This window comes from Pseudomonas azerbaijanoccidentalis (assembly GCF_019145495.1).
GTDB lineage: Bacteria > Pseudomonadota > Gammaproteobacteria > Pseudomonadales > Pseudomonadaceae > Aquipseudomonas > Aquipseudomonas azerbaijanoccidentalis.
The window spans coordinates 142,087-164,365 of the sequence record NZ_JAHSTU010000007.1; the positions used below are offsets into that span (position 1 = coordinate 142,087).

Consider the following 22,279-nt stretch of genomic DNA (forward strand, 5'->3'; position numbering starts at 1 on the left):
ACGCCAATTTATGGCTTTTTATTAACGATTCATGAAATCACCCCCTTTCATATAATCAATTGCTTTATCCGTGAACTTTAATAAAACAATTGCTTACTGAAAAACCACCCGGAAAATTTGCGTCTCAAAGAAAACCAACTAGCGTCATAAAGCCGTGCAATAAGATTCATTCCCAGTAGAAATTAAGAGGCCTCTAGGACGGGCCTTTCAGAAAACAGACCGGTGCCTGTGAACAGCCCGAAAGTCGTTTTTAATGTGGCCGTGCACTGATCTAAGTCAGCTGATTGAGTTGTAAACAGAACTACGCTGTGAACCCTCTTCACCTGCAATGGAGTCATGCAATGTCTGAAGCTCCCGGAAAACTTCGACTCGGCGCATTGGTTGCCCTGGTTGTCGGTTCAATGATCGGTGGAGGGATTTTTTCTTTGCCGCAAAACATGGCTGCCAGTGCTGACGTCGGCGCCATTCTGATTGGTTGGGCCATCACCGCCGTCGGCATGCTGACCCTCGCTTTCGTGTTCCAGACCCTCGCCAACCGCAAGCCTGACCTCGACGGCGGTGTGTACGCCTACGCGAAGGCAGGTTTCGGCGATTACATGGGCTTTTCTTCGGCCTGGGGTTACTGGATCAGCGCCTGGTTGGGCAACGTCGGTTATTTCGTCTTGCTGTTCAGCACCCTGGGTTACTTCTTCCCGATTTTTGGTGAAGGCAACACGGTGGCGGCGGTGATCGGCGCCTCGGTGCTGCTTTGGGCTGTTCACCTGCTGGTGCTACGCGGGATCAAGGAAGCCGCCTTCATCAACCTGGTGACCACCGTAGCCAAGATTGTGCCGCTGGTGCTGTTCATCCTGATTGCCCTGTTCGCCTTCAAACTGGACATCTTCACCGCTGACATCTGGGGCCTGAAAAACCCCGACCTGGGCAGCGTGATGGACCAGGTGCGCAACATGATGCTGGTCACCGTGTGGGTGTTCATCGGCATCGAAGGCGCGAGCATTTTCTCGGCCCGTGCGGAAAAACGCAGTGATGTGGGTAAAGCCACGGTGATCGGTTTTGTCAGCGTGCTGCTCATTCTGGTGCTGGTGAACGTGCTGTCGCTGGGCATCCTGACCCAACCGGAACTGGCCAAGCTGCAGAACCCGTCGATGGCTGCCGTGCTGGAGCACGTAGTGGGCAAGTGGGGGGCGGTGCTGATCAGCGTCGGCCTGATCATCTCGCTGCTCGGCGCACTGTTGTCGTGGGTGTTGCTGTGCGCCGAAATCATGTTCGCCGCCGCCAAGGACCACACCATGCCGGCGTTCCTGCGCAAGGAAAACGCCAATCAGGTGCCGGTCAATGCGCTGTGGCTGACCAACGCCATGGTCCAGATTTTCCTGGTCATCACGCTGTTTTCCGCCAGTACGTACCTGTCGCTGATCTACCTCGCCACCTCGATGATCCTCGTGCCTTACCTGTGGTCGGCAGCCTATGCCCTGCTGCTGGCGGTACGCGGCGAAACCTATGAAGGTGCGGCGGGTGACCGGCAGAAGGATCTGATCATCGGCGGCGTCGCGTTGATCTACGCGATCTGGCTGCTCTATGCCGGCGGCATCAAGTACTTGCTGCTCTCGGCCCTGCTCTATGCCCCCGGCGCGATCCTGTTCGCCAAGGCCAAGCTGGAACTCAACAAACCGGTTTTCACCAACGTCGAGAAGCTGATTTTCGTAGCGGTGATCGTATGCGCACTGGTGGCGGCCTACGGTCTCTATGACGGCTTCCTGACCCTGTAATTCGCTTGTTTTGTCATCTGGAGGTTCACTGAAATGACCACGGAAAAAGTTAAGTACGGCGTCCATTCCGAAGCCGGCAAACTGCGCAAAGTCATGGTTTGCTCCCCAGGCCTGGCCCATCAGCGGCTGACCCCGAACAACTGCGACGAACTGCTGTTTGATGATGTGTTGTGGGTAGCCCAGGCCAAGCGCGACCATTTCGATTTCGTCACCAAGATGCGTGAACGCAATGTCGATGTGCTGGAAATGCACAACCTGCTCACCGACATCGTCGCCATTCCCGAAGCGCTCGACTGGATCCTAGAGCGCAAAATCACCGCCAACTCGGTCGGCCTCGGCCTGATCAACGAAACCAGTTCATGGCTGCGCAGCCTGGAGCCACGTCACATTGCCGAGTTCCTGGTGGGCGGTGTTTCCGGCGATGATCTGCCCGACAGTTTCGGCGGCAAGGCCATCGAAATGTTTCGCGACTTCCTGGGGCGCACCAGTTTCATCCTGCCGCCGCTGCCCAACACCCAGTTCACCCGCGACACTACGTGCTGGATTTACGGCGGCGTGACACTCAACCCGATGTACTGGCCGGCACGCCGTCAGGAAACCTTGCTGACGACCGCCATCTACAAATTCCACCCCGAGTTCACCAACGCCGATTTCGAGATCTGGTACGGCGACCCGGACAAGGACCACGGCAACTCCACCCTTGAGGGCGGTGACGTGATGCCGATCGGCAACGGCGTGGTGTTGATCGGCATGGGCGAGCGTTCGTCGCGCCAGGCCATTGCCCAACTGGCGGTCGAACTGTTCAAGAAAAAAGCGGTGGAAAAAGTCATCGTCGCCGGTCTGCCGAAATCCCGTGCGGCGATGCACCTGGACACCGTGTTCAGCTTCTGCGATCGCGACCTCGTCACGATCTTCCCGGAAGTGGTCAACCAGATCGTCGCCTTCACCCTGCGTCCGGACGAGAGCAAACCCGGTGGCATCGACATCCGCCGAGAGGACACCAACTTCCTCGACACCGTGGCCAACGCCCTCAACCTCAAGGCCTTGCGGGTCGTCGAAACCGGCGGCAACAGCTTCGCCGCCGAACGCGAGCAATGGGATGACGGCAACAACGTGGTGGCCATGGAACCGGGCGTGGTCATCGGCTACGACCGCAATACCTACACCAACACCCTGCTGCGCAAGGCCGGGGTGGAAGTGATCACCATCAGCGCCGGCGAACTCGGACGCGGTCGCGGCGGCGGCCATTGCATGACCTGCCCGATCATCCGCGATCCGATTGACTACTAACCTATTAACTTCAGCCCGCCCTTACCGAGTGCGGGCTGAAGGGATAACCGACACCTTAGGAGATCCAAAATGGCGTTCAATATTCATAACCGCAATCTGCTGAGCCTGGAACACCACACCCCTCGCGAATTGCGCTACCTGCTAGACCTGTCCCGCGATCTCAAGCGCGCCAAATACACCGGCACCGAACAGCAGCATCTGAAGGGCAACAACATTGCGCTGATCTTCGAAAAAACCTCGACCCGCACTCGCTGCGCGTTCGAAGTCGCGGCCTATGACCAGGGTGCCAACGTCACCTACATCGATCCCAACTCTTCGCAAATCGGCCACAAGGAAAGCATGAAAGACACCGCCCGCGTACTGGGGCGCATGTACGACGCGATCGAATACCGGGGTTTCAAACAGGAAATCGTCGAAGAGCTGGCCAAGTTTGCCGGCGTCCCGGTGTTCAACGGTTTGACCGATGAATACCACCCGACGCAAATGATCGCCGACGTGCTGACCATGCGTGAGCACGCCGACAAACCGATCCATGAAATCAGCTACGCCTACCTCGGTGACGCCCGCAACAACATGGGCAATTCGCTGCTGCTGATCGGCGCCAAGCTCGGCATGGACGTGCGGATCTGCGCGCCGAAAGCGCTGTGGCCAGCGGATGACCTGGTGGCCCGTTGCAAACAATACGGTGAAGACAGCGGTGCCCGGATCACCCTCACCGAAGACCCGAAAGCCGCGGTCAAAGGCGTGGACTTCATCCACACCGATGTCTGGGTGTCGATGGGCGAACCGGTGGAAGCCTGGGCCGAGCGCATTCAGCAACTGCTGCCGTATCAGGTCAACGCCGAACTGATGAAAGCCACCGGCAACCCGCGCACCAAGTTCATGCACTGCCTGCCGGCCTTCCACAACAGCGACACCAAAATCGGCAAGCAGATTGCCGAGCAGTACCCGCACCTGAAGAACGGCATCGAAGTGACCGATGACGTCTTCGAGTCGCCGGCCTGCATCGCCTTCGAGCAAGCGGAAAACCGCATGCACACCATCAAGGCGATTCTTGTGTCGACCCTGGCTGACCTGTAACGGCCCACTCGGCTCCCACTGACGGAACAGGGTCAATGTGGGAGCTGGCCTGCCAGCGATTGCAATGTGTCAGTCACCATCATCATGGATTGATCGATCGCAATCGCTAGCAGGCTAGCTCCCACAAGGGGCCAGTTCCGACAGTGCGATCAAGTCGTTTGCCTTTCCTCTGTTTAGAAGGACATGCACCATGCGTATCGTCGTAGCTCTGGGCGGTAACGCCCTGCTCCGCCGGGGTGAACCGATGACCGCTGACAACCAGCGCGCCAACATCCGGATCGCCACCGAGCAGATCGCCAAAATTCACGCCGGCAACCAACTGGTCATCGCCCACGGCAATGGCCCGCAAGTCGGCCTGCTGTCGCTGCAAGCGGCGGCGTACACCTCGGTTTCGCCCTACCCGCTGGACGTGCTTGGCGCCGAAACCGAAGGCATGATCGGCTACATCATCGAACAGGAACTGGGCAACCTGCTGGATTTCGAAGTGCCGTTCGCCACCCTGCTGACCCAGGTCGAAGTCGATGCCAATGACCCGGCGTTCCAGAATCCCACCAAACCCATCGGCCCGGTGTACGCCAAAGCCGAGGCGGAAAAACTGGCCGCTGAAAAAGGCTGGGCCATCGCCCCCGACGGCGACAAATACCGCCGCGTGGTCGCCAGCCCCAAACCGAAACGCATCTTCGAAATCCGCCCGATCAAGTGGTTGCTGGAAAAAGGCAGCATCGTGATTTGCGCGGGCGGTGGCGGCATTCCGACCCTGTACACCTCCCCCGGCAAGCTCGAAGGTGTCGAAGCGGTTATCGACAAAGACCTGTGCTCGGCGCTGCTGGCCGAACAACTTGAAGCCGATCTGCTGGTGATCGCCACCGACGTCAGCGCCGCGTTCATCGATTTTGGCAAACCCACCCAGAAATCCATCGCCCAGGCTCACCCGGACGAAATGGAAAAACTCGGCTTTGCCGCGGGCTCCATGGGACCGAAGGTGCAGGCAGCCTGCGAATTCGCGCGCCATACTGGGAAAGTCGCGGTGATCGGTTCACTCGCCGACATCGAAGCGATCGTCCAGGGCAAGGCTGGCACGCGCATCAGCACGGCGACACCTGGCATTACTTACTCATAAGGAGAGACGTCTATGGCACAGTTTGATCCAGGTCACTTGCACATCGAACGTCATGCGCTGACCCCGGATGATGTCAGCTACAACATTCACCTGGACTATGAAGTCAGCAAGAATGACAAAGGTGAAAAAGGCATTCAGTTCACCATGCATGGCAACATTCAGGGCAAGGACATGTCAGAACCCTTCTTTCTGCCCAAGGAGGAGGCTTACAACTTCGCCAGGGATGTCACAAGAATCGCCGAAAAGTACGGAATACCGAAGTCACACAGCCAGATCGGCTCCGTCCACAAACATTACGATTTGATGTTTGAAGACATCCGGGAGCAGTTGAATATGAAATCCGGCGACCCGGTAAACCCCGAGCACTTTGAATAACCTCTTCCCACTGTAGGAGCGAGCCTGCTCGCGATAGCGATTTGTCATCCATCATTGATGTTGCCTGACACGACGCCATCGCGAGCAGGCTCGCTCCTACAGGGGATCTTCGCGCCATTGAAGTCCGTGCAACATTTCACCATTCGCCCGCCCCAAGGCATACTTGCCACCCTCCGCAATCCAGAACCCGAAAGCGCCCCATGCGTATCCACGTCAGCTTCATCGACCGCGTCGGCATCACCCAGGAAGTCCTGGCCTTGCTCGGTGGGCGCAATCTCAATCTGGATGCGGTGGAAATGGTTCCGCCCAACGTCTACATCGACGCCCCGACCCTGAGTCCGGAAGTCCTTGAAGAGCTGCGCGATGCACTGTTCAGCGTGCGTGGCGTGCAAGCGGTGACGGTGGTCGACATCCTGCCCGGCCAGCGCCGGCACTTGCAGCTCGATGCATTGCTGGCGGCCATGACCGACCCGGTGCTGGCACTGGACAGCGCTGGCAAAGTGTTACTGGCCAACCCGGCATTGATTGCCCTGTACGGGCGCGAACCAGCCGGTGAAAGCATCGCCGAACTGTTTGCCGACCCGGGCTTGCTCGACGCCTTGCTCGAACACGGCTTTCGCTTGCCGCTGCGGGAAATCACGGTCAACGGCCAGACCCTGTTGCTGGACGCCACGCCCATCACCGATGCCGGCGCCCTGCTGACGCTGTATCAACCCAATCGCATTGGCGAACGACTGTCGGCGCTGCACCACGATCACGCCGAAGGCTTCGATGCGCTGTTGGGCGAATCGCCGGTGATCCGCACGCTCAAGGTTCGCGCCCAACGGGTGGCGGCACTCGATGCGCCGCTGTTGATCCAGGGTGAAACGGGCACTGGCAAGGAGTTGGTCGCCCGGGCCTGTCACGCCATCAGTGCGCGGCACAATTCTCCGTTTCTAGCGTTGAACTGTGCGGCATTGCCGGAGAACCTCGCCGAAAGCGAACTGTTCGGCTATGCCCCCGGTGCCTTCACCGGTGCGCAACGCGGTGGCAAACCGGGGCTGATGGAACTGGCCAACCAGGGCACGGTGTTTCTCGACGAAATCGGTGAGATGTCGCCGTACTTGCAAGCCAAATTGCTGCGTTTTCTCAACGACGGCAGCTTCCGTCGCGTGGGCGGTGATCGCGAGGTAAAGGTCAACGTACGGATTCTCAGCGCGACCCACCGCGACCTGGAAAAAATGGTCAGCGAAGGTCAGTTCCGTGAAGACCTGTTCTATCGCCTCAATGTGCTCAATGTCGAAGTGCCGCCGCTGCGCGAACGCGGCCAGGACATCCTGTTGCTGGCGCGCTATTTCATGCAGCAGGCCTGCGCGCAGATCCAGCGCCCGGTCTGCCGCCTGGCACCGGGCACCTATCCCGCCCTGCTCGGCAACCGCTGGCCGGGCAATGTGCGACAACTGCAAAACGTGATCTTCCGCGCCGCGGCCATTTGCGAAAGCAGCCTGGTGGACATCGGCGACCTCGACATCGCCGGCACCTCGGTGGCGCGCCAGAGCGATCACGACGTCGACAGCCTGGAACAGGCCATGGACGAGTTCGAGAAAACCCTGCTGGAAAAACTCTACGTCAGCTACCCCTCGACCCGCCAACTGGCCAGCCGCCTGCAAACCTCCCACACGGCGATTGCGCATCGGTTGCGCAAGTACGGGATTCCCAACAAGGCTTGAAGCCTTGCGTCCACAGATGGTGGGCTGTGTACACCAACCTGTGTAGGAGCTGCCGCAGGCTGCGATCTTTTGACTTTGATCTTATGGTGCCTGCGACAAGATCGCAGCCTGCGGCAGCTCCTACGGAACGGGTTGTCAATTCGAAAACTCCTACACCGGTTTAAAAACGACCTCCACCTGTACTGAAAGCGCTACAGCGGAACGATATCGCTACACCCCTCTGTGATCACGACTGTGCAAGGCTTTGATCCACCTCAGCTTTTATCGACGACAGATGCCGTATCGATTTCGCTACACACAGCCCATTCCCGCGATTTGCCAAACTACTTAAATCATTGATTCGTATAGTAAAAACAACATTGGCCGCGTTCTTGCTATGTACTCCGTCATAACCAGGGCATCGCCCAAGCATTCAAATCGCGTCCACCAGACGAGTCTGGCCCCCTTAGGAGTTTCCATGAGCGAATTGCGTTTTACTGAAGATCACGAATGGCTGCGCACCGAAGCTGACGGCAGCGTCACAGTCGGTATCACCGCTTTCGCACAGAACGCCCTGGGCGACGTGGTTTTCGTACAACTGCCTGAGCTGCAGTCCTACGACAAAGGCGCGGAAGCCGCCACCGTGGAATCGGTTAAAGCCGCGAGCGGTGTGTACATGCCACTCGACGGCGAAGTACTGGAAGTGAACCCGGCGCTGGACAGCAGCCCTGAACTGGTCAACGAAGATCCGCTGGGCGAAGGCTGGTTCTTCCGCTTCCAGCCTGCCGATGCTGCGGCTGTCGGCCAACTGCTGGATCAAGACGCCTACGACCGCCTGATCAAAGCCCAAGCCGAAGCCTGAGGAGCACTGACATGACCCAGATTACCCTGACCACCGCCAACGAATTCATCGCCCGTCACATCGGCCCGCGCGCCGGTGACGAGCAAGCCATGCTCAACAGCCTCGGCTTCGATTCCCTGGAAGCGCTGAGCGCCAGCGTGATTCCGGACAGCATCAAGGGCACCAGCGTACTGGGCCTGGAAGACGGTCTAAGCGAAGCCGATGCCCTGGCCTTGATCAAATCCATCGCCGGCAAAAACCAGCTGTTCAAGACCTTCATTGGCCAGGGTTACTACGGCACCCACACGCCGTCGCCGATCCTGCGTAACCTGCTGGAAAACCCGGCCTGGTACACCGCTTACACCCCGTACCAACCAGAAATTTCCCAGGGCCGTCTCGAAGCGCTGCTGAATTTCCAGACCCTGATCAGCGACCTCACCGGCCTGCCGATCGCCAACGCCTCGCTGCTCGACGAAGCCACCGCCGCTGCCGAAGCCATGACCTTCTGCAAACGTCTGAGCAAGAACAAAGGCAGCCACCAGTTCTTCGCCTCCGTGCATTGCCACCCGCAAACCCTTGACGTGCTGCGCACCCGTGCCGAGCCGCTGGGCATCGACGTAGTCGTCGGCGACGAGCGTGAACTGAGCGACGTGACGCCATTTTTCGGCGCCTTGCTGCAATATCCGGCCAGCAACGGTGACGTGTTCGACTACCGCGAACTGACCGAGCGCTTCCACGCTGCGAACGCGCTGGTGGCCGTGGCCGCTGACCTGCTGGCCCTGACCGTGCTGACCCCGCCGGGCGAGTTCGGCGCCGACGTGGCCATCGGCAGCGCGCAACGCTTCGGCGTGCCGCTGGGCTTTGGTGGCCCGCACGCGGCTTACTTCTCCACCAAGGATGCGTTCAAGCGCGACATGCCGGGCCGTCTGGTCGGTGTCTCCGTGGACCGTTTCGGCAAGCCGGCCCTGCGCCTGGCCATGCAGACTCGTGAACAACACATCCGTCGTGAGAAAGCCACGTCCAACATCTGCACCGCGCAAGTATTGCTGGCCAACATCGCCAGCATGTACGCCGTGTACCACGGCCCTAAAGGCCTGACGCAGATTGCCAACCGCGTGCATCACCTGACCGCGATCCTCGCCAAGGGCTTGACTGCACTGGGCCTGAACGTCGAACAGGAAAACTTCTTCGACACCCTGACCGTGGCCACCGGTGCCGACACCGCCAAGCTGCACGAACAGGCACGCGCCCGGCAGATCAACCTGCGCGTAGTCGACACAGAGCGTCTGGGCCTGTCCCTCGACGAAACCAGCACCCAGGCCGACGTTGAAACCCTGTGGGCCTTGCTGGCCAACGGCAAGACCCTGCCGGATTTCGCAGCGCTGGCTACCAGCGTTGAAAGCACCATCCCTGCCGCACTGGTACGCCAGTCGCCAATCCTCAGCCACCCGGTGTTCAACCGTTATCACTCGGAAACCGAGCTGATGCGCTACCTGCGCAAGCTGGCGGACAAGGACCTGGCGCTGGACCGCACCATGATCCCGCTGGGCTCGTGCACCATGAAACTCAACGCCGCCAGCGAAATGATCCCGGTCACCTGGGCTGAGTTCGGTGCCCTGCACCCGTTCGCCCCGGCCGAGCAAAGCGCCGGTTACCAGCAACTGACCGACGAACTGGAAGCGATGCTCTGCGCCGCCACCGGTTACGACTCGATCTCGCTGCAACCGAACGCCGGCTCCCAAGGTGAATACGCCGGTCTGTTGGCGATTCGTGCCTACCACCAGAGCCGTGGCGAAGACCGTCGCGACATCTGCCTGATCCCGTCGTCGGCCCACGGCACCAACCCGGCTACCGCTCAAATGGCTGGCATGCGCGTTGTCGTCACCGCTTGCGACGCCCGTGGCAACGTTGATATCGAAGACCTGCGCGCCAAGGCCATCGAGCACCGCGAACACCTCGCCGCGCTGATGATCACCTACCCGTCGACCCACGGCGTGTTCGAAGAAGGCATCCGCGAAATCTGCGGCATCGTTCATGACAATGGCGGCCAGGTGTACATCGATGGCGCCAACATGAACGCCATGGTCGGCCTCTGCGCGCCGGGCAAGTTCGGCGGCGACGTGTCGCACCTGAACCTGCACAAAACCTTCTGCATCCCGCATGGCGGTGGCGGCCCGGGCGTTGGCCCGATCGGCGTGAAATCGCACCTGACGCCGTTCCTCCCTGGCCACGCCCAGATGGAGCGCAAGGAAGGCGCGGTCTGCGCAGCACCGTTCGGCAGCGCAAGCATTCTGCCGATCACCTGGATGTACATTCGCATGATGGGTGGCGCAGGCTTGAAGCGCGCTTCGCAGCTGGCAATCCTCAACGCCAACTACATTTCCCGTCGTCTGGAAGAGCACTACCCAGTGCTGTACACCGGCAGCAACGGCCTGGTGGCGCACGAATGCATCCTCGACCTGCGTCCGCTGAAAGACAGCAGCGGCATCAGCGTCGATGACGTGGCCAAGCGCCTGATCGACTTCGGTTTCCACGCCCCGACCATGTCGTTCCCGGTCGCCGGCACGCTGATGATCGAGCCGACCGAAAGCGAATCCAAGGAAGAACTCGACCGTTTCTGCGACGCCATGATCCGCATCCGCGAAGAAATCCGCGCAGTGGAAAACGGCACGCTGGACAAGGACGACAACCCACTGAAAAACGCTCCGCATACGGCCGCTGAGCTGGTGGGCGAGTGGTCGCACCCGTACAGCCGCGAGCAAGCCGTTTACCCGGTTGCCTCGCTGATCGAAGGCAAGTACTGGCCACCGGTCGGTCGCGTCGACAACGTCTTCGGCGATCGCAACCTGGTTTGCGCCTGCCCGTCGATCGAAAGCTACGCTTAAACGAATGAGGGGGCGGTTTTACTCGCCCCCACTTTCCAGAACACCACCTCCCCCTGTAGGAGCTGCCGCAGGCTGCGATCTTTTGATCTTCATCAAAAGCAAGATCAAAAGATCGCAGCCTGCGGCAACTCCTACAGGGCGCATCTCCCGTGATAGTTACGCCTATAACAAGAAACCGGAGAACAACTCATGTCGTTAAGCGTGTTCGACCTGTTCAAGATTGGTATCGGCCCCTCCAGTTCCCACACCGTCGGCCCGATGCGTGCGGCTGCGCGCTTCGTTGAAGGCTTGCGCCGTGAAGAACTGCTGGCAGCAACCACCTGCGTCAAGGTCGAGCTGTACGGCTCGCTCGGCGCCACCGGCAAGGGCCACGGTAGCGATAAAGCCGTGCTGCTCGGCCTGGAAGGCGAACACCCGGACACTGTGGACACCGAAACCGTCGCCGCCCGCCTGCAAACCATTCGCGCCAGCGGGCACCTGAACCTGCTCGGCGAACACAGCATTGCGTTCAACGAGAAAGAACACCTGGCGATGATTCGCAAACCGTTGGCCTATCACCCCAACGGCATGATTTTCCGTGCGTTCGACGCCGCAGGCCTGCAAATCCGCAGCCGCGAGTACTACTCGGTGGGCGGCGGTTTTGTCGTGGATGAAGACGCTGCCGGTGCAGACCGTATCGTCGAAGACGCCACGCCACTGACCTTCCCGTTCAAAAGCGCCAAGGATTTGCTCGGTCATTGCGTCAAGTATGGGCTGTCGATCAGCCAGGTCATGTTGACCAATGAAAGCGCCTGGCGCCCGGAAGCGGAAACCCGCGCCGGCCTGCTGAACATCTGGCAAGTGATGCAGGACTGCGTGGCGGCGGGTTGCCGTAACGAAGGCATCCTGCCCGGTGGTTTGAAAGTCAAACGCCGGGCCGCTGCGCTGCATCGGCAATTGTGCAAGAACCCGGAGTCGTCGCTGCGCGATCCGCTGTCGGTGCTCGACTGGGTCAACCTCTACGCCTTGGCGGTCAATGAGGAAAACGCTAACGGCGGCCGCGTGGTGACAGCGCCCACTAATGGTGCAGCGGGGATCATTCCCGCGGTCCTCCACTACTACATGCGCTTCATCCCGGGCTCGAATGACGACGGCGTCGTGCGCTTCCTGCTGACGGCGGCAGCCATCGGCATTCTGTACAAGGAAAACGCCTCGATCTCCGGCGCCGAAGTCGGTTGCCAGGGCGAGGTGGGCGTCGCTTGTTCGATGGCGGCCGGGGCGTTGTGCGAAGTCCTCGGCGGCACCGTGCAGCAAGTGGAAAACGCCGCGGAAATCGGCATGGAACACAACCTTGGCCTGACCTGCGACCCGATTGGCGGGCTGGTGCAAGTGCCTTGCATCGAGCGCAACGCCATGGGTTCGGTCAAGGCCATCAATGCCGTGCGCATGGCCATGCGCGGCGACGGGCAACACTTCGTCTCCCTCGACAAGGTCATCCGCACCATGCGCCAGACCGGCGCCGACATGAAAAGCAAATACAAGGAAACCGCCCGTGGCGGTTTGGCGGTCAACATTATCGAGTGCTGATGCGCGCTCATCTGCACCCTTCTTCAGGAGCTGAATATGTCCACCGAACAACTGTTGAAAACCCCGTTGCACGCCCTGCACATCGAACTCGGCGCGCGCATGGTGCCGTTCGCCGGCTACGACATGCCTGTGCAATACCCGCTGGGCGTGATGAAAGAACACCAGCACACCCGCGACCAGGCTGGCCTGTTCGATGTGTCGCACATGGGCCAGATTCGCCTGACCGGCGCCAATGCCGCCAAGGCCCTGGAAACCCTGGTGCCGGTGGACATCATCGACCTGCCCGTGGGCATGCAGCGCTATGCCATGTTCACCAACGAAACCGGCGGCATCCTCGACGACCTGATGGTTGCCAACCTGGGTAACGACGAGCTGTTCCTGGTGGTCAACGCTGCCTGCAAGGATCAAGACCTGGCGCACCTGCGCAAGCACATTGGCGAGCAGTGCAGCATCGAGCCGCTGTTCGAAGAACGCGCCTTGCTCGCCCTGCAAGGCCCGGCGGCAGTCACGGTACTGGCACGCCTGGCACCCGAAGTGGCCAAGATGACTTTCATGCAGTTCGCTCAAGTCAAACTGCTGGGCGTGGACTGTTTTGTCAGCCGCTCGGGTTACACCGGTGAGGACGGTTTCGAAATCTCCGTACCGGCCGCCAATGCCGAAGCCCTCGCCCGCGCCCTGCTGGCAGAACCGGAAGTGGCAGCCATCGGCCTCGGCGCGCGCGACTCCCTGCGCCTGGAAGCCGGCCTGTGCTTGTACGGCCACGACATGAACACCGACACCACGCCGATCGAAGCCAGCCTGTTGTGGGCCATCTCCAAGCCGCGCCGGGCGGATGGCGCACGTGCTGGCGGCTTCCCGGGCGCTGAAAACGTATTCGCCCAGCAACAAGGCGGTGTCAGCCGCAAACGCGTGGGTCTGCTGCCACAAGAACGCACCCCGGTGCGCGAAGGGGCAGAGATCGTCAACGAAGCCGGCGAAATCATCGGCAGCGTCTGCAGCGGTGGTTTCGGGCCGACGTTGGGTGGTCCGCTGGCCATGGGTTACGTCGATAGCGCTTATATCGCTATCGATACCCCGGTGTGGGCGATTGTCCGTGGGAAAAAGGTGCCTTTGCTTGTAAGCAAAATGCCATTTGTTCCGCAACGCTACTATCGCGGCTGATTGACTGTTCCTATAAGTAACGCAGTTGCGTTTACAACGCACTAATGTGTAACGCAACTGCCATAAAATAGTGCATCGTTTGGCTGTAAGCTTCGATTATGAACTTTGCTTATAACGATCGAAAACAATTGAACAGCGCTATCGCATAAGCCAGCACTAGTTGGCATATCAAGCACACCAACGTGAGCAAATACGGGCCTTTCACAGGGCTTGTTTTTTCTCCCGTAGTTGGCGTAGAGTTTGTTCACTGTGTTTGCATGGGTCGCTTGGAATCGTGACCTGGGCAGTAGCCTACAAGTTAGCTACATCCCGTTCGACGTCTTCTTACTCTCCTGCAACCAGCCCCAGTTCTCTTTCATGAGAAGGAGACTGTCATTAATTTTTGCGTCAAAGGAAATAAGAAATGTCCCAACGTCAGAGCGGTACCGTCAAGTGGTTTAACGACGAGAAAGGTTTTGGTTTTATCACTCCTGAAAGCGGTCCGGATCTGTTCGTGCATTTCCGCGCCATCCAGGGCAACGGCTTCAAGAGCCTGAAAGAAGGCCAGAAAGTAACTTTCATCGCCGTGCAAGGCCAGAAAGGCATGCAGGCTGACGAAGTACAAGCAGAAGCCTAATCTTCTGTAACGAAAAAGCCCCTGATGCTGACATCAGGGGCTTTTTTGTGCGCGCAAATCCGTAAAATGGCTTTCTTTTTCCGCCGGGAACCTGCCATGCCGAAACACCTGCTTACCCCCCAGGGCGAATTTCCTGCCGCTGGCCTGGGTCGTCGCCTGGCAGCGATGTTCTATGACTTCCTGCTGTGCACCGCACTGCTGATCGTCACCAGCGGCGTTTACAAGATGATCCAAATGGCAATCATCGGCGAAGAAAGAATGCGCACCCTGACCGAAGCGGGAGCGCTGGACGGTGATCCTTTGCTTTCCACGGTCCTGCTGTTTGTGCTGTTTGGTTTCTTCGCCAAGTTCTGGACCTACTCGGGGCAGACCCTGGGCATGCAGGTCTGGTGCATCCGCGTTCAGAATGCCGACGGCTCATCCATCAGCCTGTGGCAGGCGCTGCTGCGCTTTGTGGTGTCGATCGCGTCGCTGCTATGCGTTGGGCTGGGATTCTTCTGGTCGCTGTTCGACAAGCAGAAACGCAGCTGGCATGACATGTATTCCAATACCCGGCTAGTGCGCATTCCGAAGAAACAAAAGTAACGCCCACAAAAAAGATCGCAGCCTTCGGCAGCTCCTACACCAATCCCTGAAGGAGCTGCCGAAGGCTGCGATCTTTTGCTTTTTGCTCTTAAGCGTTACCCGCCAGCTTCATCCGCGCCGCCTGGGTGAAATCAAGCATGCGCTTCAACGGGCGAATCGCCTGAGGGATCAACGCCGGGTCGACAAAGATCTCGTTCGTCCCTTCCTTCAAGCTCTTCAGCGTGCGCTCAAGCGTGTTCATCGCCATCCACGGGCAGTGCGCGCAACTGCGGCATGCAGCGCCGTTACCAGCCGTTGGAGCTTCGATGAAGACCTTGTCGGGACACAGCTGCTGCATCTTGTAGAAAATGCCGCGATCAGTCGCGACGATCAGCGTCTTGTTCGGCAACGACTGTGCAGCGGCAATCAACTGACTGGTCGACCCCACAGCGTCCGCCAGCTCGATCACCGAGGTCGGCGACTCCGGGTGCACCAGAATCGCTGCATCCGGGTAAAGCGCCTTCATGTCTTCAAGCTGCTTGGACTTGAACTCTTCGTGAACGATGCAGGCACCGTCCCACAGCAGCATGTCGGCGCCGGTCTGGCGCTGAATGTAGGTACCCAGATGCTTGTCCGGGCCCCAGATAATCGTTTCGCCGTTGTCCATCAGGCTTTCGACGATTTCCAGTGCGCAACTGGAAGTCACGACCCAGTCCGCCCGGGCTTTGACCGCCGCGGACGTGTTGGCGTAGACCACCACCGTACGCTCCGGATGCTGGTCACAGAACGCGGAAAACTCGTCGACCGGACAACCCAGGTCCAGCGAGCACGTCGCTTCCAGGGTTGGCATCAGGATGCGTTTTTCAGGGGTGAGGATTTTCGCAGTTTCGCCCATGAACCTCACACCGGCGACGACAACGGTCTTAGCCGAGTGATCTCTGCCGAAACGAGCCATCTCCAGCGAGTCGGAGACACAACCGCCAGTTTCTTCGGCCAGGGCCTGAATGACGGGGTCGCAATAGAAGTGAGCCACCAGCACCGCGTCCTGAGCCTTGAGCTCGGCGGCGATGGCAGCACGGTAATGGGCTTCCTCTTCGGCGGTCAGCGGCTTGGGCTGCTTGGCGTCGAGGTGAGCTTGAACCAGAAGGCGTTCGGAAATCTGCGTCATGTTCGCAAGACCTGCAGGCGCATTCGCGCGAAAGTCGAGTATACACCCGGCTCCGGACCCTTCTGGGTACCGCCGGGAAAGTGAGTATTCATCAGGCACGGACAGCGTTGAAGCTGCGCAAGGCTACAGAATATCCCGTGGATGCAAAAGATGATTCTGACCTGCGTCATGCAGTGCCGCCCAGGGCCTGGGCAAACACAAATCGCGGGCAAAAAAAAATCCGGAAATCCTCACTTGCGTGGGCCTTCCAGACTTTTAAAACTGCTTGAAAATGGTGGGTCGTGTGGGATTCGAACCTACGACCAATTGGTTAAAAGCCAACTGCTCTACCAACTGAGCTAACGACCCGCTGTGTGGTGGCGCGTATAATACTGATTTTTAAGGACTATTCAACACCTATTTTGAAATAAATCAAAAATAAGGGGTTGGGTCGCTGATTCCGGCCGCCGCAAAGCCTTCCGCGCGCAGTCGGCAGCTGTCGCATTTACCGCACGCACGGCCTTCATCATCGGCCTGATAGCAGGAAACGGTCAGGCCGTAATTGACGCCAAGCTGGGTACCGGCCTGGACGATCTGCGCTTTGCTGAGGTTTTGCAGTGGCGCCTGAATGCGAAATCCGTTGCCCTCTACACCCGCCTTGGTTGCCAGATTGGCCATGCGCTCGAAAGACTCGATGAACTCGGGACGGCAGTCCGGGTAGCCGGAGTAGTCCACGGCGTTGACGCCGATAAAGATATCGCGTGCGCCAAGCACTTCAGCCCAGCCCAGCGCGAGGGACAGGAAAACCGTGTTGCGTGCAGGCACGTAGGTGACGGGAATACCTTCGCCCAACTCTTCCGGAATATCGATGCTGCTGTCGGTCAGTGCCGAGCCGCCCATGCCATTGAAGTTGAGGCCGATGACCTTGTGTTCGACCACACCCAAATCCCGGGCGACACGTTCGGCGGCGTACAGCTCAGCGTGAGAACGCTGACCGTAGTCGAAGCTCATGGTGTAGCAGCTGTAGCCTTCAGCGCGAGCCATGGCCACGACGGTTGCCGAGTCCAGGCCACCGGACAGCAGGATGACTGCACGTTTTTCCACGGTGTTCAGTTGTTCAGTCATTTCAGCGCCCCGGCTCGTCATTCCAAAGATATTTATGCAGCTGCAATTGCAGGCGCACCGGCAGGTTGTCCGCCACCACCCAGTCGGCCAGATCCCGAGCATTCAGGTCATGATGGCTAGGCGAAAACAGGACTTCGCCAGCACGTTTTTCCAGACCGTACTGGATCAGTTTGGATACCGACCAGTCATAGTCTTCGCGCGAACAGATGACAAACTTCACCTGATCATTCGGCGTCAGCAGCTCAATGTTTTCGTAGCGATTGCGGTGCGCTTCCTTCGACCCTGGAGTCTTCAAGTCGACAACGCGACTGACCCGGGAATCTACCGCCGAGATGTCGATTGAGCCACTGGTTTCCAGTGACACTTCGTAACCGGCGTCGCACAAGCGCTGAAGCAAGGGGATGGCGTTGGGTTGCGCCAGGGGCTCGCCGCCCGTGACACAGACATAACGCGGACGGAAACCGGCAACCTGCTCGAGGATATCGTCGAGTGTGCGGATGGTCCCGCCAGTGAAGGCGTAGGCGCTGTCACAGTATTGGCAACGCAGAGGGCAACCGGTCAGGCGCACAAAAACTGTGGGCAGGCCAGCCGTCCGCGTTTCACCCTGCAACGAGTAAAAAACTTCGGTAATTCTCAATGTGTCTTGCATAGTCGCCACGGGCGTAACAGCTAAACAGGCTGTCCGCCTCCGTCAGGCACTTCAAGGAACCCCGGCAATGCGCAGATCCCAAAAAGCGTGTTTCATAAAAAGGGCGTGAATTCTAACGAAAAAACCCGCGGCAAGCGCGGGTTTCTTCGAAACGGTTCAAACTGCCTTACATTTTCTGCAGATCGCGCTGAGCTAACTGAGCGGCGGAAGTGCCCGGATATTGCGACACAACCTGTTGCAAAATGCCTTTTACCCGGTCGGTATGACCCAGGCGGCGTTCAACATCAGCAAGCTTGTACAGCGAATCAGGCACTTTGGCGTGCTTTGGGTAAAGCTGCGAAACCTTGGCAAAAGCCTGGCCTGCGCCCTGCAGGTCACCCTTTGCCAGGTTCACTTCACCCAACCAGTACTGGGCATTGCCCGCGTATTGGCTGTTCGGGTATTTGCGCAGGAATGCGGCAAAGGCCTGGCTGGCCTTGTCGAAATCCTTGGCTTTGATCAGGTCGAAGGCCGCGTCGTAATAGAGCTTTTCCTTCGCCGGATCCGCCGGTTCGCTACCAGCGGCCGGTGCCTGGGCGGCAGCTGCCCCTGCACCTGCTGCAGCGGGGGCATTCAACTCGCCACCGCCGGAAGAATTCTCAGGAGTCGCGGCTGGTGCAACGCCGGTTCCTATGCGCCGATCAAGATCCTGATATCGCTCCAGGTTTTCCTGCTTCATGCGCGCTACATCATTTTGCAGAACTTCAATCGCACCTTGTTGGCGCTCGATCTGTTGCTGCATTGATTGCAGTTGGTTGAACAGCTCGCCCTGTGCCGAGACAGGGGCCGAAACCCCTCCCCCGGCATAGGCGCCGTTCGTACCGTAACCTGCAGGCGGATAACTGCTCCCGCTATTGTTATAGCCGGAGTCGTTATCGACCACAGGAACCGCAGCCCACGCCGCAAGCGGCGCGAGACTGAGAGCCAGAACAGTTACAGCACGACGGCACGTTCGCATGACGAATTACTTACGCAGTTCGACGCGACGGTTTTGAGCCCAGGACTGCTCGTCGTTGCCGGTAGCAACTGGACGCTCTTCGCCGTAGGAAACCAGTTCCAGCTGAGCTGGGGAAACACCTTGCAGTACCAGGTAGCGTTGAACGGCTTTCGCACGACGCTCGCCCAGTGCCATGTTGTACTCACGAGTACCACGTTCGTCGGTGTTGCCTTCCAGAACAACGCGAGCGCCGTTTGCTTTCAGGTCTTTGGCGTGAACGTCCAGAGCGCGCATGGCTTCTGGCTTCAGGTCCGAGCTGTCGTATTCGAAGTAGAAAGTGGTGATAGCGCGCAGAGCAGCTTCTTCGCTCAGGGAACCGTCAACTGCACCAGTGTTTGCGCCGTAACCAGCGTTTGGATCTACAGCGCCTTCACCGGCATTGTCGCCGCCTTTGGACGAGCAACCTACAGCTACAGCCATGGCCAGAGCCAGCGCAGCAAATTTACCAAACTTCAGCATTTCCATCGTGAAACTCCTAATGAACCCCAGTGTGTTAAGTAAAACGTATAGCGCCGCGTCAGTTCAGGTAAGGGGACCAGGAAGGTTCTCTGACTTCGCCTTGTGCGGTAGGAAGCGGGAGCCTTACGCGTCCATTGATGGACACGAGCATCAAGACTCCCCGGCCCTGCTGGCGGGTGGCGTAGATTACCATGGTGCCGTTGGGCGCAACAGTAGGCGACTCGTCCAGAGTGCTATCAGTGAGGATTTTTACGCTACCGCGCTGCAAATCCTGAGCCGCCACTTTGAAATTGGTGAAACCGTCCTGGCGGTGAATCATTACCAGGGTCTTTTCGTCAGCCGAAAGCTTAGGGTTGGCGTTGTAGTTACCTACGAACGTCACACGCTCCGCACCGCCACCACCCGCGCTGGTTTTGTAGATCTGCGGTTTGCCGCCACGGTCGGACGTGAAGTAGATGGTCGAACCATCCTTGCCCCAGAACGGTTCGGTGTTGATGCCAGGACCGTTGGTGACTCGGGTGATCTGACGCGAACCGAGGTTCATCACGTAGATGTCCGGGTTGCCGTCCTTGGACAGCACGAACGCCAGGCGATTGCCATCCGGCGACCAGGCAGGCGCGCCGTTCAGGCCTTCGAAGTTGGTGATCTGCTCACGGCGACCGGTGTCGATGTTCTGCATGAAGATGCGTGGACGCTTCTGTTCGAACGAGACGTAGGCGATGCGCTTGCCATCCGGTGCGAAACGCGGCGAGAGGATTGGCTCGCGCGATTGCAGCAGGGTCACGGCGCGGGCACCGTCATAGTCCGAACGTTGCAGCGTGTAGCGCGTGTTCTTCTCGGAAAAACGCTCGGCCGTCACGTACAGCAGACGAGTCGAGAACGCACCTTTGATGCCGGTGAGTTTTTCGAACGATTGGTCAGCGATGTAGTGCGACATGTCGCGCAGCTGATCAACACCGCCCGACACGCTGCCGGTCAGCACTTGCTGTTCGGTGGCGACGTTGAACAGTGCGTATTGCACCTGCAGGCGACCGCCTGCTGGGGCAATGCTGCCGACCATGACGTACTGGGCGCCCAGCGCCTTGAAGTCACGGAAGATGATTTCGCTGGCCTGGCTCGGCTGGCTGATCATGTTCTGCTTTGGAATCGGCGAGTAGTAACCCGAGTTACGCAGGTCATTACCGATGATTTCAGCCATGTCGTCCGGCAGCACGCTACCGCCCTGGTTACCAAACGGCACAACCGCGATCGGAGTAGCCCGATCACTGCCGCTGGTGACCAGAATGTTTTTCTCATCTGCCATCGCCAAACCTGCCATGCAGCAGATAGCGATCAGCATTCCTCGAAGAAGGTTTCTCACAAGGCTAGATCCTCAGGTGTGAATGTCATCTTGAATGAACGATACGGAGCGAAATCACTCGGCTTCATTCCCTGCATTTCTGTCAAACGTCCAATATTCTTCACCGCTGCCACAGCCGATGCGTCGAACGGACCGTCGCCACTGGACTTGGACACGCTGACCGAGGTCACTGTGCCGTCCGGCAACATGCCGATTTGCAACACAACCGTCATGCCTTTGCGGGCCGAAGGTGGACGAGCCCAACCTTCTGCTGCACGAGCGCGAATCAGGTCATCGAAACTGCCGGCGACTTCATCGCCCTGCTCATCGGCCAAGGCCTGCTGACGCTGCGGCGTGTCGGAAAGCAAATCTGCCAGGGCCTGGGCCTTTTTGTCTTCGGCGGATTTACGTGCCGCGTCCTGCGCTTTCTTCTTCGCAGCATCGGCAGCAGCTTTCTTCTTCGCTTCGTCGGCGACTTTCTTCTTCGCCTCTTCCGCTTCAGCTTTCTTCTTGGCGTCTTCCGCGGCTTTCTTTTTCGCGTCTTCGACGATCTTTTTCTTCGCTTCTTCAGCGGCCGCTTTCTTGGCCTCTTCTTCAGCAGCTTTCTTGGCTTCTTCTTCAGCTTTCTTCTTGGCTATATCAGCCAATTGTTTCTCTTCTGCCTTCTTGGCTTCGGCGGTCTTCTTCGCTTCATCGGCTTTCTTGGCTTCATCTGCCTTTTTCGCCTCTTCCGCTTTCTTCGACTCGTCGGCCTTCTTGGCTTCCTCGGCCTTTTGAGCCGCTTCTTCTTTCTTTTGTTCCGCAGCTTTCACCGCTTCCTGCTCGACCTTTTTCTGCTCCATCTGCTCGACTTCGGTCTGGCGCGCGGCGGATTTCTTCGCCTCACCCGCAATCTTCTGATTGGTCTGGGTGGTCGCCTGACTTTTCGATTTCAGCTGGTACAAGGTCGCCTGGACAATCGGCTTGGCCGGCGGCAACTCCGGGGTAAAGGCGAAACTGACAAACAGCATGCCGAACACCAGCACGTGCAAGCCAATCGCCCAGACACTAGGCCAGAAGTAGCTTTCCGAGGCGGACGGCTCTCGCATTTGCTGCATCAGGGTGCCTCGGTAATCAAGCCGACATTACCGACGCCGGCTTTCTGCAACCCGCCCATCGCGCCCATGACGGAGCCGTAGTCGACAGTCTTGTCGCCACGAATGAACACTTGGGTACGCTTGCCACCTTCAGTACCGGCACGAATGATCTTGGTCACGGCGTCGGTCATCTGCGGCAAGGTCATGGCCCTGTCCTGCTGCTTTTCTGTGTCGACTTCGCTGCCAAGGTTCCAGTAGTAGGTCTTGTCAGCCTTGATCGAAATGGTCAGGACCTGGGTGTTGTTGTCCTGCGGCAAGGCTTCGCTGGAAACCTTGGGCAGATCAACTTTCACGCCCTGATTGAGCATTGGCGCGGTCACCATGAAGATGACCAGCAGTACCAGCATCACGTCGATGTAAGGCACCACGTTCATCTCGGCAACCGGCTTGCGCTTTTTGCGAGCTCGAGCGATTAAAGCCATTGGAAATTACC

General features: G+C 58.7%; 20 protein-coding genes and 1 tRNA gene. 12 read left to right on the forward strand and 9 right to left on the reverse strand.

Going from position 1 to position 22,279, the window contains the following annotated elements:
- Positions 1 to 341 precede the first annotated feature (341 nt).
- From arcD to KVG88_RS21950, 12 genes are all read left to right on the forward strand, one after another.
- Positions 342 to 1,769, forward strand: a complete 1,428-nt coding sequence (arcD, locus tag KVG88_RS21895; RefSeq protein ID WP_217872748.1) for an arginine-ornithine antiporter — start codon at positions 342 to 344, stop codon at positions 1,767 to 1,769.
- Between the two features lie 33 nt (positions 1,770 to 1,802).
- Complete coding sequence (gene arcA, locus KVG88_RS21900) at positions 1,803 to 3,059, forward strand: arginine deiminase (protein WP_217872749.1); 1,257 nt, start codon at positions 1,803 to 1,805, stop codon at positions 3,057 to 3,059.
- Between the two features lie 69 nt (positions 3,060 to 3,128).
- A complete protein-coding gene (locus KVG88_RS21905; RefSeq protein ID WP_217872750.1) occupies positions 3,129 to 4,139 on the forward strand; it encodes an ornithine carbamoyltransferase in 1,011 nt (336 codons plus the stop codon).
- Positions 4,140 to 4,329: 190 nt separating this feature from the next.
- Positions 4,330 to 5,259 (forward strand): carbamate kinase, encoded by a 930-nt coding sequence (gene arcC / locus KVG88_RS21910; protein WP_150703054.1) that lies wholly within the window; start codon positions 4,330 to 4,332, stop codon positions 5,257 to 5,259.
- Positions 5,260 to 5,271: 12 nt separating this feature from the next.
- Positions 5,272 to 5,634: a DUF5064 family protein gene (locus tag KVG88_RS21915; protein WP_150703053.1), complete on the forward strand. Its 363-nt coding sequence runs from the start codon at positions 5,272 to 5,274 to the stop codon at positions 5,632 to 5,634.
- 200 nt (positions 5,635 to 5,834) lie between these two features.
- Complete coding sequence (gene gcsR / locus KVG88_RS21920) at positions 5,835 to 7,343, forward strand: transcriptional regulator GcsR (RefSeq protein WP_217872751.1); 1,509 nt, start codon at positions 5,835 to 5,837, stop codon at positions 7,341 to 7,343.
- A gap of 457 nt (positions 7,344 to 7,800) precedes the next feature.
- Positions 7,801 to 8,184 (forward strand): glycine cleavage system protein GcvH, encoded by a 384-nt coding sequence (gene gcvH / locus KVG88_RS21925; RefSeq protein WP_150703051.1) that lies wholly within the window; start codon positions 7,801 to 7,803, stop codon positions 8,182 to 8,184.
- 11 nt (positions 8,185 to 8,195) lie between these two features.
- Positions 8,196 to 11,048, forward strand: a complete 2,853-nt coding sequence (gcvP, locus tag KVG88_RS21930; RefSeq protein ID WP_217872752.1) for an aminomethyl-transferring glycine dehydrogenase — start codon at positions 8,196 to 8,198, stop codon at positions 11,046 to 11,048.
- A gap of 189 nt (positions 11,049 to 11,237) precedes the next feature.
- Positions 11,238 to 12,614: an L-serine ammonia-lyase gene (locus tag KVG88_RS21935; RefSeq protein WP_217872753.1), complete on the forward strand. Its 1,377-nt coding sequence runs from the start codon at positions 11,238 to 11,240 to the stop codon at positions 12,612 to 12,614.
- A 36-nt stretch (positions 12,615 to 12,650) separates the two neighbouring features.
- Positions 12,651 to 13,775, forward strand: a complete 1,125-nt coding sequence (gene gcvT, locus KVG88_RS21940) for a glycine cleavage system aminomethyltransferase GcvT (protein ID WP_150703048.1) — start codon at positions 12,651 to 12,653, stop codon at positions 13,773 to 13,775.
- 403 nt (positions 13,776 to 14,178) lie between these two features.
- The gene (locus KVG88_RS21945; protein ID WP_007977299.1) at positions 14,179 to 14,391 is read left to right on the forward strand and encodes a cold-shock protein; all 213 of its coding nucleotides are present in this window, start codon (positions 14,179 to 14,181) and stop codon (positions 14,389 to 14,391) included.
- Positions 14,392 to 14,487: 96 nt separating this feature from the next.
- On the forward strand, positions 14,488 to 14,976 hold the full coding sequence (locus KVG88_RS21950) for an RDD family protein (RefSeq protein ID WP_150703047.1): 489 nt from the start codon (positions 14,488 to 14,490) through the stop codon (positions 14,974 to 14,976).
- Positions 14,977 to 15,064: 88 nt separating this feature from the next.
- Here KVG88_RS21950 and nadA read toward each other — a convergent pair whose 3' ends face one another.
- From nadA to tolR, 9 genes are all read right to left on the reverse strand, one after another.
- A complete protein-coding gene (gene nadA / locus KVG88_RS21955) occupies positions 15,065 to 16,123 on the reverse strand; it encodes a quinolinate synthase NadA (protein ID WP_150703046.1) in 1,059 nt (352 codons plus the stop codon).
- Between the two features lie 272 nt (positions 16,124 to 16,395).
- Positions 16,396 to 16,471, reverse strand: a tRNA-Lys gene (locus KVG88_RS21960).
- Between the two features lie 63 nt (positions 16,472 to 16,534).
- Positions 16,535 to 17,227: a 7-cyano-7-deazaguanine synthase QueC gene (queC, locus tag KVG88_RS21965; protein WP_217872754.1), complete on the reverse strand. Its 693-nt coding sequence runs from the start codon at positions 17,225 to 17,227 to the stop codon at positions 16,535 to 16,537.
- 1 nt (position 17,228) lies between these two features.
- The gene (queE, locus tag KVG88_RS21970; protein WP_150703044.1) at positions 17,229 to 17,876 is read right to left on the reverse strand and encodes a 7-carboxy-7-deazaguanine synthase QueE; all 648 of its coding nucleotides are present in this window, start codon (positions 17,874 to 17,876) and stop codon (positions 17,229 to 17,231) included.
- Positions 17,877 to 18,042: 166 nt separating this feature from the next.
- Positions 18,043 to 18,873 (reverse strand): tol-pal system protein YbgF, encoded by an 831-nt coding sequence (gene ybgF / locus KVG88_RS21975; protein WP_217872755.1) that lies wholly within the window; start codon positions 18,871 to 18,873, stop codon positions 18,043 to 18,045.
- A 6-nt stretch (positions 18,874 to 18,879) separates the two neighbouring features.
- Positions 18,880 to 19,377, reverse strand: a complete 498-nt coding sequence (gene pal, locus KVG88_RS21980) for a peptidoglycan-associated lipoprotein Pal (protein WP_003178634.1) — start codon at positions 19,375 to 19,377, stop codon at positions 18,880 to 18,882.
- Between the two features lie 52 nt (positions 19,378 to 19,429).
- Positions 19,430 to 20,710 carry a Tol-Pal system beta propeller repeat protein TolB gene (gene tolB / locus KVG88_RS21985; RefSeq protein ID WP_225934111.1) on the reverse strand — a complete coding sequence of 427 codons (1,281 nt, stop codon included), beginning with the start codon at positions 20,708 to 20,710 and terminating at the stop codon, positions 19,430 to 19,432.
- A gap of 17 nt (positions 20,711 to 20,727) precedes the next feature.
- On the reverse strand, positions 20,728 to 21,807 hold the full coding sequence (gene tolA, locus KVG88_RS21990) for a cell envelope integrity protein TolA (protein ID WP_150703041.1): 1,080 nt from the start codon (positions 21,805 to 21,807) through the stop codon (positions 20,728 to 20,730).
- Positions 21,807 to 22,259, reverse strand: coding sequence for a protein TolR (gene tolR, locus KVG88_RS21995; protein ID WP_161806672.1), 453 nt, complete (start codon positions 22,257 to 22,259; stop codon positions 21,807 to 21,809). Before tolR ends, tolA begins: the two co-directional genes overlap by 1 nt.
- Positions 22,260 to 22,279: the final 20 nt, after the last annotated feature.